Source organism: Candidatus Zixiibacteriota bacterium (assembly GCA_026397505.1).
Lineage (GTDB): Bacteria > Zixibacteria > MSB-5A5 > GN15 > PGXB01 > JAPLUR01.
Genome location: JAPLUR010000093.1, coordinates 1 through 16356, shown reverse-complemented (window position 1 = coordinate 16356; position 16356 = coordinate 1). Strand labels below are relative to the sequence as shown.

General features: G+C 47.5%; 16 protein-coding genes. 7 read left to right on the top strand and 9 right to left on the bottom strand.

Annotated features, from left to right (window positions below; genetic code table 11):
- The 6 genes from dnaG to NT002_09705 all read right to left on the bottom strand — a co-directional run.
- On the bottom strand, window positions 1–1212 hold a 1212-nt coding region (dnaG, locus tag NT002_09730; GenBank protein ID MCX6829545.1), incomplete at its 3' end, for a DNA primase.
- A complete protein-coding gene (locus NT002_09725) occupies window positions 1212–3572 on the bottom strand; it encodes an endonuclease MutS2 (protein ID MCX6829544.1) in 2361 nt (786 codons plus the stop codon). The genes dnaG and NT002_09725, both read right to left, overlap by 1 nt.
- 79 nt (window positions 3573–3651) lie before the next feature.
- Window positions 3652–4296: a CvpA family protein gene (locus tag NT002_09720; protein ID MCX6829543.1), complete on the bottom strand. Its 645-nt coding sequence runs from the start codon at window positions 4294–4296 to the stop codon at window positions 3652–3654.
- A 45-nt stretch (window positions 4297–4341) separates the two neighbouring features.
- Entirely contained in the window at window positions 4342–4797 is a 456-nt protein-coding gene (locus NT002_09715; protein MCX6829542.1) for a GatB/YqeY domain-containing protein, read from the bottom strand.
- Between the two features lie 6 nt (window positions 4798–4803).
- Window positions 4804–4995 carry a 30S ribosomal protein S21 gene (rpsU, locus tag NT002_09710; protein MCX6829541.1) on the bottom strand — a complete coding sequence of 64 codons (192 nt, stop codon included), beginning with the start codon at window positions 4993–4995 and terminating at the stop codon, window positions 4804–4806.
- Window positions 4996–5092: 97 nt separating this feature from the next.
- Window positions 5093–5446, bottom strand: a complete 354-nt coding sequence (locus tag NT002_09705; GenBank protein MCX6829540.1) for an HIT domain-containing protein — start codon at window positions 5444–5446, stop codon at window positions 5093–5095.
- A 131-nt stretch (window positions 5447–5577) separates the two neighbouring features.
- On the opposite strand from NT002_09705, the gene motA reads away from it, so the two are divergent.
- The gene (motA, locus tag NT002_09700) at window positions 5578–6444 is read left to right on the top strand and encodes a flagellar motor stator protein MotA (protein MCX6829539.1); all 867 of its coding nucleotides are present in this window, start codon (window positions 5578–5580) and stop codon (window positions 6442–6444) included.
- Between the two features lie 5 nt (window positions 6445–6449).
- On the top strand, window positions 6450–7283 hold the full coding sequence (locus NT002_09695) for an OmpA family protein (GenBank protein ID MCX6829538.1): 834 nt from the start codon (window positions 6450–6452) through the stop codon (window positions 7281–7283).
- Window positions 7284–8427: 1144 nt separating this feature from the next.
- Here the strand turns inward: NT002_09695 and NT002_09690 are convergent.
- Complete coding sequence (locus NT002_09690) at window positions 8428–9342, bottom strand: hypothetical protein (protein ID MCX6829537.1); 915 nt, start codon at window positions 9340–9342, stop codon at window positions 8428–8430.
- A 639-nt stretch (window positions 9343–9981) separates the two neighbouring features.
- Entirely contained in the window at window positions 9982–10209 is a 228-nt protein-coding gene (locus NT002_09685) for a helix-turn-helix domain-containing protein (protein MCX6829536.1), read from the bottom strand.
- 667 nt (window positions 10210–10876) lie between these two features.
- Here NT002_09685 and NT002_09680 point away from each other — a divergent pair.
- The 5 genes from NT002_09680 to NT002_09660 are packed head-to-tail and all read left to right on the top strand — an operon-like array spanning window position 10877 to window position 15560.
- Window positions 10877–11626 carry a YebC/PmpR family DNA-binding transcriptional regulator gene (locus NT002_09680; GenBank protein ID MCX6829535.1) on the top strand — a complete coding sequence of 250 codons (750 nt, stop codon included), beginning with the start codon at window positions 10877–10879 and terminating at the stop codon, window positions 11624–11626.
- A gap of 29 nt (window positions 11627–11655) precedes the next feature.
- Entirely contained in the window at window positions 11656–12144 is a 489-nt protein-coding gene (ruvC, locus tag NT002_09675; GenBank protein ID MCX6829534.1) for a crossover junction endodeoxyribonuclease RuvC, read from the top strand.
- On the top strand, window positions 12141–12794 hold the full coding sequence (locus NT002_09670) for a helix-hairpin-helix domain-containing protein (protein MCX6829533.1): 654 nt from the start codon (window positions 12141–12143) through the stop codon (window positions 12792–12794). The genes ruvC and NT002_09670 overlap by 4 nt, the downstream gene beginning before the upstream one ends.
- Window positions 12791–13822 (top strand): Holliday junction branch migration DNA helicase RuvB, encoded by a 1032-nt coding sequence (ruvB, locus tag NT002_09665; GenBank protein ID MCX6829532.1) that lies wholly within the window; start codon window positions 12791–12793, stop codon window positions 13820–13822. The genes NT002_09670 and ruvB overlap by 4 nt, the downstream gene beginning before the upstream one ends.
- 31 nt (window positions 13823–13853) lie before the next feature.
- Window positions 13854–15560 (top strand): AAA family ATPase, encoded by a 1707-nt coding sequence (locus NT002_09660; GenBank protein ID MCX6829531.1) that lies wholly within the window; start codon window positions 13854–13856, stop codon window positions 15558–15560.
- A gap of 199 nt (window positions 15561–15759) precedes the next feature.
- Here the strand turns inward: NT002_09660 and NT002_09655 are convergent.
- Window positions 15760–16356 (bottom strand): DUF1003 domain-containing protein (locus NT002_09655; GenBank protein MCX6829530.1); only part of this gene is annotated, 597 nt, incomplete at its 5' end.

Genomic DNA, 16356 nt, shown 5'->3' with positions numbered 1-16356 from the left:
CCGGCGGGTGAGATCACCAATGCGCCCGGCCAATTCGGCCAACTCCTTAATAAATTTCTCTTTGACGATAATGCCGCTTTTCCTGATGTCATAATCGCGCATGCGATATTGAAGATATCTTAAGGCATGGGATTTGAGTTCCTCAACACCCTCGGCGGCGCGTCTGACCGCCACCAGATCGGGGTCTTCGCCCTCGGGAGGAACCATAACCATTACTTCCATTCCGGCGTCGTACAGAGCATCGACGGAGCGGACCGCGGCGGCCTGCCCGGCGGAATCGGCATCGAAGAAGAGAAAAGCGGTATCGGCAAAGCGGGCCAGGAGACGGGCCTGCTGACCAGTGAAGGCCGTACCGGATGAGGCAACCACATTTTTTATGCCCGCCTGATAGAGAGAGATAAAATCAAAATACCCTTCGACAATAATCACCTCGTTTTTGTCGCGAATAAATTGCCGGGTGAAATTAAGCCCATAGAGAATATTGCTTTTTGAGTATAACATGGTCTCGGGGGAATTCATGTATTTGGCCGGCTCACCTCTTTTCAGGGCTCTCCCGCCGAAGGCAATCGGTTTATCGCTCAGGTTGAAAATCGGGATCATCAGCCGTTGACGGAAGCGGTCGAAATAATTATCGGTTTTCTCGGAGCGGATAACCAAGCCGGCTTTTTCCAGGTCTTTGGGGAAAAGATCTTTCCTTATTGCATAATTCAGAAGGCCATCCCATTCCTCGCCGGCGATGCCTATCTGGAACAGGGCGATGGATTCATCACTGAGGCGGCGTTTCTCTTTCAGATATTTCATTACCAGATCGCGGTATTTTTCCCCGCGAAGCAGGCCGCGGAAATACTCAAGGGCGACCTGATGCGCATAATGCAACCGTTCCAGTTCCTCCCGTGAGGAGGTGTCCTCACGTTTTTCGGGAATGGTGATACCGACGCGTTTGGCGAGATGGCGCACCGCTTCCACGAAAGTCATATTCTCGTGTTCCATAAGGAAAGAGAAGACGTTGCCTCCTTTGCCGCAGCCGAAACAGTGAAAAATCTGTTTATCCTGCGAAACGGAGAAGGATGGTGTTTTTTCCACATGAAAAGGGCAGAGGGCGGTGAAATTCCGTCCCCGCTTCTTAAGGCGGATATATTGCCCGATTATATCGACAATATCGCTGGCCTGCCGCACCTGCTCGATTGCATTCTGAGGAATCATTCCAGACATTATTTCAGTGTCACCACCGTAACGCCGGCGCCTCCCTCGTTCCAGTTCCCCAGCCGGATCGAATCCACGACCGAATGCTGCTTCAGGAATTCGGTCAGTGATTTTCGCAGAGCCCCGGTTCCTTTGCCGTGGACAACATAAATCTGTTGCATGCCGGCGATTATGGCGGTATCAAGGAATTTATCGAGAGCTTCCCGGGCCTCATCAACAGTCATCCCGCGCAGGTGAATTTCCGGGCCGGGAGCGGTCAGGTCGCGGATGTTGACCAGGCTCTGGGTGAGAGGCGTTTTCTTGTATTCGGTTATTTTTCGCAGGTCGTTAATATCGACGCTGCTCAGGATATTTCCAATACGTACTTTCGCCTTGTTGTCACCGACCAGTTCCACCAATTCGCCCTCCCTGCGAAGCGACTCTATGATGACCATATCGCCAGGTTGCAATTTCTCCGCCGAAACCGGCCGGGGAATATGTTTGGCTTTCAGATGCTCCAGTTCATCTTTTTTCTCTTTAAGAAATTTATGGGCATGTTTGACCGATTCTTTGGAGGCTCGGCTTTCGCGGATTTCTTTAACGATCCTTTCCACATCGACTCTGACGCCGCTTAAGATGGACTCCAATTCATGCAGGTGTTGCTTCTTGGCCTCGCCGATTTCCTCTTTGAGATTCTCAATCTGGCTATGATAATATTTTTCCAATTGAGAAGTGCTCTTCAGTTTATCTTCAAGGGTGTTTTTGTCCTCTCTTAAGACCTTCAGTTCTTTTTCCAGCGATTCGATCAGGCCGGTGAGAGAGCGTTCCCCTTTTCCCAGAAGCTGTGAGGCATTATCGGCGATGTCGGCGGGCATCCCGAGCCGCCGGGCAATCTCGACGGCATAGGAAGCCCCGGGGATTCCGGTCAGGAGTCGGAAGGTGGGTTTAAGTGAAGCCCGGTCAAATTCAAAGGAGGCATTTTCTATTTCCGGGTACAGCATCGGCATCGTTTTCAGCTGAGAGTAATGGGTCGTGACAATAGCTCGGGCCTTAAGCCTGATCATTTTGAGGAGAATGGATTCGGCCAGGGCCGCTCCCTCCTTGGGATCGGTCCCGGCGCCGATCTCATCAAGCAGGATCAGTGAATCGGGGCCGGCATGATGAACGGCAAAAATGATTTGCCGGATATGTGATGAAAAGGTCGAAAGAGAAAGTTCAATCGATTGCTCATCGCCGATATCGGCGAAAATATTTCTAAAGAGCCCAATTTCCGATTTTTCATCGGCCGGAATAAGCAGCCCCGACTGGGCCATCAGAATCAGCAGCCCCACGGTTTTGAGCAGGACGGTTTTGCCGCCGGTATTGGGGCCGGTTATAATCAGCGCCAGACGGCCGTTGTCCAGAGAGACGTTACAGGGGATGATGGTATCTTTCTCCTCGGTATAGTACATCAGAAGGGGATGGCGGGCGCTGAAAAGTTGAAAGCGACTGGCGCCATCCACTGTCGGTTTACGGCCGCCGATTTTGATGGCCAGATTGGCGGCGGCATGAATGGCATCAAGCTTTCCGACAAGGTCGATATTTTTCAACAATCGTTCCGCCGCGGCTCCAATCATGGCGGTAATGTACCTGAGAATGCGGTCGATTTCCAGACGCTCATCCTGCAGGAGAAGCCCCAGATTATTATTCATCTCGATGACATCATTGGGCTCCACAAACAGGGTCGCACCGGATTGAGAGCGGTCATGGATGATTCCAGAATCGGCGCGGAACTGCCCGGAGATGACCGGAATGACATAGCGGCCGTCCCTCTGCATAATGGTATCATCCTGCCATCCGGGAGTTTTGTGACGGGTGGAGAGGATTTTGTCCAGACGATTCGTAATCTTTCTTCTCAGGTCGGCTATTTCCATCCGGATCTTTTTAAGCTCCGGTGAGGCGCCATCCAATATGGAACCGTCATGGTCGATCGCCTTAACAATCTCTTTCCGGATTTCCGGGAAAGGATGAATCTGCGACAGATAGCCATCGATAAGCGGGAATTTTTCTCTTTCGGTCTTGGCGTAATCGTGAAGGGCGCTGCAAACCTCAATCAGTTCCTTGACCCAGAGAAGCTCCTCCGGTTCCAGAAATATCCCTTGAGCCCGGGAGTTATTAATCAAGACCGTGACATCCTCGGTTCGATAAAGGGGGAAAGCCTCGCTGAACTGCACGATATCTTTCATCTGCGAAATTTCCTCCATCCGGCTCCGAATGACAGGAATATCGAAAAGAGGAGAGAACTCGATTATCCGCTCCATTCCGTAGGGTGTCAGGCAGAGCCCCTTAAGAATGGATAGGATCTTGGGGAACTCCAGAACTTCCAATGTATGACTATCAAATCCTGCCATAATCAATAATAAAAAAGCCGGCTTAGGCCGGCTGAAATATAAGCGGTTGTGGTCGAATTGAAAACAGCTTTATTGAGGTCTATATCTTTCTTTCCTCGGATCCGAAGAAACGATCGATCTGATAAACGACGCGGTAGACCTGCTCGCGCGATTTAGCCAGCGCCTCGCGTTTGGCCGGCGTGGTCTTGGCCGATGGTTCCTGAAGAAGAGTATTTTCGACTTTCTGCATAAACTCCCTGTTGCCGGGGTGAAGACTGGATGAACCCTCATAAATTGCCGGCAGAGTCCTGGCAAAAGTCGTCCCCAGAAATGAATTTTCGAAATCGACATAGAATTTATCCGGCATGGGGAAGAGGAAAACCATGAAGATCATAAAACTGATGACGACCCAGCCTCTGATGGCGCCGACCAGCGCTCCTCCGACCTGATCCTTTTTGCCCAGTTTCTGCAGATTGGCAATTCTATAGAACATGATTCCCAGAAGTTTGAACACCGCATAGACCAATCCCAGCAGAACCACAAAGGAAAGAATGGCGGTGGCCAAAGGAGAGCCTCCGATTTTGGCATAGATTTTGGTGGCAATAATATCAATATAGTTGAACGAGACTATAACCGTTGCGGTCAGGGCGGCCAGGGCCATCAATTCCCGCACCAATCCTTTTTTGGAACCGATGATAATGGCTGCGACCAGCAGGACCAAGAGCACAATATCAATCCAATTCATCGATTAACTCCTTGTTAATGTCCGTTGTTTCTGACTCAGTCCCTGTTATTTTTTGTCCCCGGAGAGGATTTCTGCAACCAGCCGGCTGACCAGCCGACCATCAGCCATTCCCTTGACTTTAGGCATCAAGGCTTTCATGACCAGACCGGTTTTGGCAGGAGAATCGGCTCCGGTTTCCTCTATTGCATGGCGAATCAGCCCCCTGATGTCATCCTCCGACAGTTGCTCGGGCAGATACTCTTTTATTATAGCCAGTTCGGTGGTCTCTTTCTCCACCAAATCGGGGCGGTTTCCGGCGCGGAACTGCTCGATAGAATCGCCTCTTCTTTTGGCGGCCGTGCTTAAGACCCCGATGATGTCATCGTCGGTAAGCTCGTCCCTCTTTTCGATTTTTTTGTATTTTATGTCAGATTTAAGGCCCCGGAGGACGGTCGCTTTGAATCTATCGCCGGCCTTCAGGGCCTTAATTAAGTCTGCGTCAATCCGATCAAGGAGTGACATGGGAGCTTAGCCCTCCGAATTGAATTTGCGATTTTTCCTACGGGCGGCATTCAGCTTTCTCTTACGCCGCTCAGAAGGCTTTTCGAAATGCTGATGCTTCTTTATATCAGAAAGAATGCCAGTTTTTTCGCAAAACTTGTTGAAGCGGCGCAGGGCTTTTTCAAAAGACTCATCGTCGCGAACCCTTACACCGGTCATCTATATCCCTCCCTTCAAGATCCTGTTTATAATTTTCATAGCTAATTATTATAACCTTTTTAAACCAACTGTCAACAAAATTATTAACTTTCCGCCCCTAACTTTTTCCAATGCTTTGACTTTTGAATCGCAAGTCCACATTTGACGCATTTGACATGAAGTGAAAGTGAAGATGTTCAACAATTTGCCCGGAATGAGCGCCATTATTCAGAATCAGACGAAAATTATCCTCTAAACCCAACTCTGTCGCCAGCACCCGGATCCGGTTGATTACTTTCATCAAGAGATCATCCGGAATATCCAGCAAGGTCTTATAATGGGCTTTGGGGCAGACCAGCAGGTGAATTTCGGCGCGCGGCATAATATCGGCAAAAATCACGATTTCTTTATCATCATAGAATATCTTGGCCGGGCTGTTTGCGGCGGCTATTTTACAGAACAGGCAATTCATCATTTCAATTTATAATATCGGTCTTCCGTTGCCAAACTGTTTCTATGGGGCATAGGGTGGCGCCAGTTATTCAGTTTTGGCTCAAAATGACGATATTTAAGTGTAATGATAATAAGGGGTAAGAAGGATATATGCTTGCGATAATCGGCATCTTTATCGTGGCGGGCGCGGTTATTGGCGGTTTTTTGATGGAAAAAGGACAAATGATGGTTCTTTTTCAGCCGGCCGAGTTTTTGATTATTGGCGGCGCTGCGCTGGGCACGCTTCTGGTGGGTGTTCCCCCGAAGGTATTGAAGTCGATAATGTCGAGTCTGGGGAAGATTCTCGGGTCCGGCCCGACCAAGAAATCGTACACCGATCTTCTGGCCATGATGTATGAGCTTTTCAATGTGGCACGCAAAGATGGTCTGGTTGGTCTGGAGGCACATATCGAAAGCCCCGAAAAAAGCGCCGTTTTGAGCAAGTATCCCGAACTGATGAAAAACCACCATGCGCTTGGTTTTCTGGTCGATACGATGCGGCTGATAATCATGGGCGGCGTGCCGGAGCATGATCTGGAATCGATGATGGACCTCGATCTGGAGACGCATCATCATGAAAATCTGCAATCCTCAATTTCGCTGGCGCGGGTGGGGGACGCCTTGCCGGGGTTGGGGATTGTGGCCGCGGTGCTGGGTGTGGTGATCACCATGGGGGCGATTGACGGCCCGCCATCGGAGATTGGCGAAAAAGTCGGCGCCGCGCTGGTAGGAACATTCCTCGGCGTGCTGCTTTCCTATGGATTTGTCCAGCCGCTGGCGGCCAATATCGAGCAAATGACGGATGCCGAATCGAAATATTATATCTGCCTCAAACAAGGGCTGCTGGCTTTTCATAAGGGTTTTGCGGCCTCAATTGCGGTCGAATTTGCCCGACGTGTTATTACCAGCGATGTTCGTCCCAGTTTCTTTGAAGTCGAGGAAGCCTGCCGCGCCACCAAAGCGCCCAAGGCTGGATAGTCCCCATGACTGATGAAGACAAAAAGCGACCGATAATAGTCGTCAAGAAGAAGGGCGCTCACGAGGGGCATCACGGCGGCGCCTGGAAGGTTGCCTATGCCGATTTTGTGACGGCGATGATGGCGTTTTTCCTGGTGATGTGGCTGGTCAATCAATCGGATAAGATCAAAGAGGGGGTGGGGGGATATTTCCGCGATCCGGTGGGGTTCTCGGACAAAGCCGGGAAAGGGGTCTTTGAAGGGGGCAATTCGGCTGTCAAGGATTTGAAATCGGAACTGGTTAAGAGGAGGGAAGCGGAGAAGCAGGTGCTGGAGAGCACCGGGCAAAAGATTCGTGAGGCGATCAGCAATTCGCCCGATATGGCGAAGCTGAAGGATTTTGTCGAGATCGAAATGACACCGGAGGGGCTTCGGATTCAGTTGATTGACGCCGCGACACATCCTGATTCCTCCAATTTCTTTGACTTGGGAAGCGCCAAATTAAAAGCACGCACGAGCGTGCTCCTTGAAGAAATCGCCGCCGACCTGGGGGCGCTACCGAATCATATCATTGTTGAGGGGCACACCGACAGCAAGCCATACACCGGGCGGACCGAGTACTCCAACTGGGAGCTTTCGGCGGACCGGGCCAACAGCGCCCGCCGCTTGATGGAAGCCTCCGGATTGCGCCCCAAGCAGATTATTGAGATACGGGGTGAGGCCGACTCGCAGCCAAAGATTGCCAAAGACCCCGAAGACCCGCGCAACCGCCGCGTGGCGATCATCGTGCTCAATGAGGAGCATGACGACCGGATAAAGAATATCGAGGTAGGCTCGGAATTGGCGCAAAAACCGAAATAGGGGCGCAAGTCTCATAGTTACACCCGAGCAAGTCAATCTCAGACAAGCCACATGCAAAATGTAGAACCCACCGCAAGCGGTGGGCCACGCGGCCGCAAACAGGCTGCATGCAGGATACAGCACCGTAAGCCATAAACCTCAATATAACTTGACAATTCCTATGACAGGGCTGACCAAAATAGTAGTATAATAGAATGGGGCAGGAAACCGCGGGGAAGGAACACTATTCAACGGCGTCTAACCCCCCAGTTGTGTGAATAAATGGTTAGCCTCCTATTATCATTAGGGCATGAACAGACCCGGCCAGCAAAAATGCTTAATCTCTACCCGACTCGCACTTTCGGGCACGCGACTCACAATAAACCTATTAGCCACCATTGCCGGCAAACCTTTTGTAATATAAGGAAACGGTCAACCACAGCGTCATAAAAGTCATACACTATATGAGTTATGCGATCTCCTCGTGGTTTGATAATCAATAATATGGTATCCATTGTATAATTATCGGTAACGCATCTTTATTCCTTAATGCGAACTCCCTTAATTCATTCCAGCTCATATTTACTTAATCATATTATGGCAGGAAAGACCTGTGAATAGTACAGGTCATGACAGAGGCGCTTATACTGTCATTCCTAGCCATTAAGATATACTAAGAATCGCAAAAGGTCAAGATTTATTTGCAGCAAAAGCCGTGCCAATCATGGCTGCCAAGATTGGATTTGTTTGAGCGGTGTTGCCCCAATCCATTTCCAACCTGCATTATCAGAAATCAGCAATAAGTGATGTTTGGTTTGTCCAGTACCTCCCGGCGCACCAACAATCCAGCGATCTTTTCGTCGAAGCCTCATCGATTTATGTACAGACATAGCCAATGCCATTATGCTCGATCATATTTATTTGACTTAAGCAATCGAATTTACTTCTGCATGCAATTTCGTTCGTTCCAGAGCGCAAGTCGGATGCATTTATTGGCCCTTGGATATTATGCGGAATACCCGCCATTGATCTCATTCATTCTGGGATTGATGACACCATAGGACCGATCAGTTCACTTGGATTTTTTTCCTCCACACTGACATTTTACGTGAACGACGAATAAAATATGGTATGATGCATATCTCGACAGCTTAATATTAATATTTTAACGCGGAGGAATCGTATACTGCCAAAAAACGCCAAATTTATCTCCCACTTGAAGTTCATCCAGTGTAACATCCACTCGATCATCCTGTAATACTATTTGACGACCCACATTTTCCGGATCCTGAAGCGCAGCCCCCCCCGCATGCGTCTTTGTGATGCGCACTTTATTTGTATCGATTTTGCGGCCATTCGTGAAATAGACCTTGATACGAATAACGTCCGTCGGATGATTTACATTAACCAATAAACCATCAGAAATGGTATCGATGAAAGCACCTACCGCATGCACCGTGGTCATGCGTGAATATTTTTGACCCTTAATCAGATGACCATCAAGGATTGTATTATACAGCATCTTGAACCGTTTCGGATTGTCTGGGACAACACAAGCTTGTTTGTCAGATTCGACGATTGGGCCCACTTCTTTATCAATTACTTTCCGTATTTCATACGTAAAATCGTTAATAGTTAGTCCACCCCCCGAGGTAAAAAAATCATATTCGGGAATACGCCATAGGTCTTCCATTGGCTCAAAAACTTGGTTTCTCACCAATCTACCGTCGCCATCACCATCAATTGTTAGCTCAAGCTCTGATGAGAATAGATGAAAAAAATTTTTATATCGCTCAGGCTGTGCAATCATTAATTGCTCCAATGCCAATTTGTGCTCCAACTTATCATAGAGCTGGATCTGCAAGAGCAAAACAATCATAGCAATAAGGAGAGCGTATACCCACTGCCGTATATGCACCTTTTTTCTGTAAAACAAAATGCATGCCATAAGCCTCCACAAAAATACCATAATCGATAATACTGCCAGTATGAACAGACGTGGGTAATCACCAGCAATATTGGAATAGAACCAGGGCAACAAGTCTTTTGGAACAAATATGATCGCTACAAACACCCCCATGGCAGCCAGAAAGATATGGATCTCGGTGTGGCGAATACCCTCTTAAAAAATTTCCTTAAATGTCTTGATGCTGTCAGGTGAATTCTGCTCACGCTCACCCATATTCTCTCCTTGTTTTCAAACAAATCCAACCAAATAGAACCAATATGGCGAAAATAATATCCCGATTGCAATTTAAGGTTGAAGATCCCCATTGTCAAGACAAAAGTATGCCGTCGACGCTGCCATTACTCCAAAAATCAAGAGGATTCCCAAGGGATAATTGATCTAACCCCCCAGTTGTGTGAATAAATGGTTAGCCTCCTATTATCATTAGGGCATGAACAGACCCGGCCAGCAAAGCTATTGCGCCTGCCATGGCGAGGATAAATGCTTAATCTCTACCCGACTCGCACTTTCGGGCACGCGACTCACAATAAACCTATTAGCCACCATTGCCGGCAAACCTTTTGTAATATAAGGAAACGGTCAACCACAGCGTCATAAAAGTCATACACTATATGAGTTACACAAACTTCGCAGTGGTCTCTCCTTTCGCTCATTGCCGAAAAACCCGACAAATGGCCAAAAGGCAAAATAGGCGATTCCTAAGGCATTCAATACGATCAAGCGCTCCAATTCCAGAGTATATTAATTACTCTAAGGAACAATGTCAAGATAGCTAGTATCACATTTATATTTATTCATAAAATTCACAATATCGGAACCATATATACGCCATTCTTGTCTCTTGCCCACTTTATGACCTCCTAAATCTTTGTCTTTCAACCACATCCTTACGGATTGCTCGAAATGATCCAATAATCTCTTGGAGGCAACTTCCTTAACAGTGAATAGTTTTCTGCGGGAGAGTTTGTATTTAGCCAATTATACCCTCCTTGGCACAAACAGTGCTCGCTATCTATAAGAACCAAAATCCATTTACTTCCACATATGGAAGCATATATATTTGTATACAAATGTCAAGTAATAATATTTAAGTTTTGTAGGCCGGGAGCCCCGCGCTCTTGGTATTTGCCTTCATGCCCATTTTGCAAAATCCACATCGAATCGATGATGATTTCCGCTTCACCCCCCTTATGTACGAGGAATGATTCTTTAAATGTCAGGAAGCGAAAACAACTTCTCGCCAATCAGGCCAATACCTTAAAATCATCCGGCCCCAAAACCTGCCGGGGTAAAGCCGCCTCCTTCAAACAGCCCACGTCCCCAAATCAACCAGGGAAAAAAAGGAATCCTTTAAAATCGAAGAAACGAACCCATTGTGAGAACGGGCCAAAATACCTCTATATCCTCCTAACCCTATTTCTGGCAACAGGATTTCGAGAAAAACTACATTCGCTTCCCATCTCCGAAAAAGTGATATTGGGGAAAGGTGCGAAGCTCCCGGAAACATGCCAAACCTCCATTCCGGCACAGTTACCTCCGGCTTTACAGGGGCCAAATCACATTTTCATAAAATTCTTGCTTAAATCGGGCAAAAATGTTAGAATAAGGGATAATATTTTGACAAAATTAGTCTGGAGGATTGGATATGTCCGGCCATTCAAAATGGGCAACAATTAAACGCAAAAAAGGTAAACTGGACGCCGAACGCGGGCGGACGTTTACCAAGCTGATTAAAGAGATTACGGTAGCCGCGCGTCATGGCGGCGGCGACATTGAAGGTAACCCCCGCCTGCGGACGGCGATTGCGACGGCCAAGGGGGCCAATATGCCGGCCGATAATATCAAGAAGGCGATCCAGAAAGGAACCGGCGAACTTCCGGGAGTCTCCTATGAGGAAACCAGTTATGAGGGATACGGGCCGGCGGGAGTGGCGGTCTATATGACAATCTTGACGGACAACAAAAACCGGACGGTTTCGGAAATCCGGCATATTTTCGCCCGATTCAACGGCAATCTGGGAGAGAACGGGTGTGTTTCATGGATGTTTGATAAGAAAGGGATAATCACTATCCCCGTAAATGTGGTTGATGAAGACACCCTGATGGAAATTGCTCTTGAGGCCGGCGCCTCGGATGTGGTCAACCAGGGGGATATTTATGAGGTGGTCACCGCGCCGAATGATGTCGATAAGGTGCGGATCGTAATCGAGAAAAAATCGATACCGGTGACCTCGGCCGAAAGCACGATGATACCGCAGAATACGGTGCGTCTGGATGAAAAACAGGCGGAGACAATGCTCAAGCTGTACGAGACGCTTGAAGAGCATGATGATGTCCAGAAGGTTTATGCCAATTTCGACATCGATGAAAAGATCATGAATAAGCTGGCCGGTTAGCCGGTCGGGCTGAATCGTATGTTGCTTCGATGATTATTGTCGGTGTCGATCCGGGGCTGCATATCACCGGCTACAGCGTGCTGGAGTCGGATGGACATAATACCCGGGTCCTTGAGGCGGGTATTATAGACACCAAAAAGAGTTCCGCTTTCGAGGCAAAACTGAACGAAATTTTCACCGAGCTGGGAAACATAATCAAGCAATTTAAACCTGATTATATCGCTGTCGAGGAGTTATATTCACACTATGTGCACCCGAAGACGGCCATTATCATGGGGCATGCCCGAGGAATTATATTTCTTCAGGCGTCCCGGAACCGGATTCCGGTGATTTCGTACGCCTCAACCCGGATTAAGAAGTCGCTGACTGGTAACGGCCGGGCGACAAAGGGCCAGATGCAGAAGATGATTCGCGCGATACTCAAATTGAAGAATGAATTTTATTCGGCGGATACGGCCGATGCGCTGGCAGTAGCGCTGTGTCATCACAACGCGCTTTTATCCCGAGGAAAGAGATGATTTCACAAATCGCCGGCAGAATAAGTCACCTGACCGAAGAAACAATTACCCTCGAACTTAACGGGTTGTACTACGAATTGATGATACCTTCGGGGCTTTATTCCAAACTCAAGGAAGTTCAAGCTGAAAATGTGGGGATCACGCTTCACACGATCAATTACATAGAGGCGGGAGACAGAAAGAGCTATCATTACCCGCACCTGGTCGGATTTACAGACCCGGTGGATAAAGAATTTTTCCAGTTGTTCACGACTGTCTCGGGATTGGGTATTAAGAAGGCGCTGAAATCGTTAACCTTGCCGATTCGGCAGATTGCCACGGCGATTGAGACCAAGGATGCGGCCACGCTGGCGCGGCTTCCCGGAATCGGCGGGCGGCTGGCTGATAAAATTATCGCCGAACTCTGCGGGAAGATGGCCCGTTTCGCGCTGGCCAAGGGGGAGGAGCCGCTGACGGTGATGCATAAAGGGAAAGAGAATTTTATCAACGAGGCGATAGAGGTACTGCTGCAACTTCAGTACAAGCGAACCGAGGCGGAGAGGATGATAGAGAATGCTCTTCGCACCGACAAAAGAATCGATACGGCGGAAAAATTGATTTCGGCCATTTTTAATCAGGAAGCGGCGGTTCGTCACGGAGGCAGCCAGTGAGCCGGGAAAGAATCATATCGGGGGACATCATTTCGCCCGAGGAAGAGTCATTCATACTCTCTCTGCGCCCGAAGTTGCTGGTCGAGTATATCGGGCAGAAGAAGTTGAAGGAGAAGCTGCGGGTTTCGATTGAGGCGGCCAAAATGCGGAAAGAGGCGTGCGAGCATATTCTTTTCTACGGGCCGCCGGGGTTGGGGAAAACAACGCTGGCGCATGTAATCGCTAATGAAATGAGTAGCCGCCTGGTGGCGACCTCGGGGCCATCGCTGAGCCGCACCGGCGACCTGATGGGAATTCTCACCAATCTGGGGGAAGGGGATATATTATTTATCGACGAAATACACCGCCTCTCGGCCGCGATTGAGGAATTTATCTATCCGGCAATGGAGGATTTCAAGGTTGACTTTGTGGTGGATAAGGGAGCTTTTGCGAAAGTAATCAATATTCCACTGAAAAGATTCACACTAATCGGCGCGACGACGCGGGCGGGACTGCTCTCGCCGCCGCTGCGCGACCGGTTCGGGTTGTACTATCATATCGATTTCTATCCGCCGGAAGAGTTGATGGAGATAATTACGCGATCGGCGCAGTTGCTCAGTGTCAAGATTACCGTCGAGGCGGCCTCGGAGATATCTCGCCGCGCGCGGGGAACGCCGCGGGTGGCCAATCGTCTGCTGCGTCGGGTGCGCGATTTTGCCTCGGTCAAGGCTGACGGCGATATTGATATCGAATTGGCGAATACGGCGCTTGAGGCCGAGGGGATTGATACAATCGGGCTTGATTCGCTGGACAGGAAATTTCTGAAGGTGATCATAGATTATTATAAGGGGGGGCCGGTCGGGATTGAAGCGCTGGGGGCGACGCTCAATGAGGAAATCGACACGCTGGTCGATATGGTAGAGCCGTACCTTCTAAAGATTGGGTTTCTCCAGCGCACCAGACGGGGGCGGATGGTCTCACAGGATGCCTGCCGGCATCTGGGGATAAAATTGGATCTGAAAGATCAAGCCAGTCTGTTTGAAGAATAAGGGTACATTAATTTGGCCGGGGAGGTAATAGATGATAACCAACATAAAAGTAAAGAACTTTAAGAAATTTGGGGATATCGAATTTGAGTTGGGGCAGTCAGTTGTATTGATAGGACCAAATAATTCTGGCAAAACAACAGCACTTCAGGCCCTGGCATTATGGCATACTGGACTTAAGCAATGGCTTAGTAAAAGAGGGACAGGGGATGCACCAACAAAAAGAGCTGGCGTTACAATTGGGAGAAAAGATCTTATTGCAATACCAAATCCAACGGCAGACCATTTATGGAAAGATCTTCATGTTCGGAACCACAAGAAAGTGAATGGCAAGTTAACAACAGAAAATATTTTGGTTGAAATAATCGTCGAAATGGTAAAAGGGGACAAATGCATAAAATGTGGTTTGGAATTTGATTACGCGAATGCTGAATACTTATATTGTCGCCCATTAAGATTAAATAATTTGAAACCTATATTACGTATGCCAATTCCCACGGAATTTGAAGATATTAATGTCACATTCTTACCGCCAATGTCTGGTTTGGCAGCAGTAGAACCCAAATTGGAGCAGGGTACTATAGATGTACTTTTAGGCGAGGGGCAAACCGCGCAAGTTCTGAGAAATTTGTGTTATCAAATAAGCCAAAGACCTAATGATTGGAAAGAGTTGTGTGAATTCATAAAGAAGCTATTCGGGATCAGTCTTAATGCACCAGTATATATAAAATCCCGAGGAGAAATTACTATGAGTTATGAAGAGTCAAGTAGAGTTAAGCTTGATCTCATTAGCTCGGGACGCGGGCTACAGCAAATGCTACTCTTATTGGCTCAACTTTTTTCTCACCCCGGGGCCATCTTATTGTTAGATGAGCCGGATGCCCATCTTGAAATACTACGCCAGAGGCAAATATATCAAATAATGACTGAAGTGGCAAAAAAGCAAAATTCGCAAATTGTTGCGGCAAGCCATTCTGAAATTATCCTAGAGGAAGCCGCCATGAAAGATATGGTGATTGCATTTATTGGCCGACCTCATCGCATTGATGATCGCGGGAGTCAATTGCTTAAGTCATTAAATGAGATAGGATTTGATCAATATTATCAAGCAGAAGAAAAAGGATGGGTGCTTTATCTTGAGGGTTCAACGGATCTGGAAATTTTGCGGGAATTCGCAAAAACATTAAATCATGAGGCAGAAAAATATTTAGAAAGACCATTTGTACATTATGTAGCCAATCAACCACAAAAAGCGAATGTTCATTTCTTTGGCCTTCGTGAGGCAAAGAGAGATTTGCAGGGGATTGGGATTTTTGATAGACTTGATAAGCCTATAGATGATAATCCTCCTCTTAAGAAATTGATGTGGAAGAAACGTGAAATTGAGAATTATCTTTGTTTTGAAGAAGTATTGATTAAATTCGCGCAGGGAAGTGAAAATGATGACCTTTTCCGCCTGGCCAAAGAAAACGCGATGCGAGATGCAATATTCGAAATAACAAATGCCCTAAAGACTCTGAGCAGACCAGATCCATGGGGGCCGGATATAAAAGCATCAGATGAATTTCTAGATGCATTATTTGAATCATATCACAAGAAACTATCTTTGCCCAATTTAATGAGAAAAACTAATTATCATGAGTTGGCAAAAATAGTACCCGCGAATAAAATAGACGGAGAAATAAAGGAAAAGCTTGACGCAATTGTCGCAGTGGCTAAAATGGTGACAGAAATAGAATAATCGGACCCCGCGCAATGATTTGAGATACTCCTTTATTGCATGATTCTTATCCTTGCGTCTAAATAGAATTAATAGTCAAGTTTCTTCTGCCCAAGAACTATAAAAATTCCCGAAAGAATAAGAGTTCCGCTGCCAATTGTCCACCAGCCAGTGAGTTGATTGAAGAAGACAGTTACCAGTAAGATTCAAATACTGTATATCAGTTGTCCTTTTTCTCAGGGCCGGTGCGGCGGTCGATATCTTCCATGAACTCCAATTGAATTCTCTGTATTTCAAGTAGTCTCTGCCATTGGTGCGAAATCAGCTGATCTATTTTGGCACTGATATTGCGAATTTCCAGTTCGGCTTTAAGATTGACCTGGTAATCATGCTCGGCACGGAGGCGATCCTTAGCTTCCTGCCGATTCTGGCTCATCATAATAACCGGCGCCTGCAAGGCCGCCAGGCAAGATAGTATCAAGTTCAAAAGAATGAAGGGGTAAGGGTCATATGGTCGAGAAAGAAGAAGCGAGGTGTTGATTACTATCCAGATGAAGATGACAGTCATAAATATAATTATAAAAACCCAACTGCCACCGAAATCGGCCACGCGATCGGCGATTTTTTCACCAACTGTAAATTTGCTGTCAAATTCGGCGTCAACGTTTTTGGAAAGCACCTCTTGTTCTTTTATGCTTTCCAATACGGCTCCTTCAAGATGCGTTAGCTCGCCCCTTTCATCTTTTAGAATCTCCCCAACGTATTCGCTTCGATAATGATTAAGACAGGAAAGGCAGATATATTCCTGCGAAGCCCA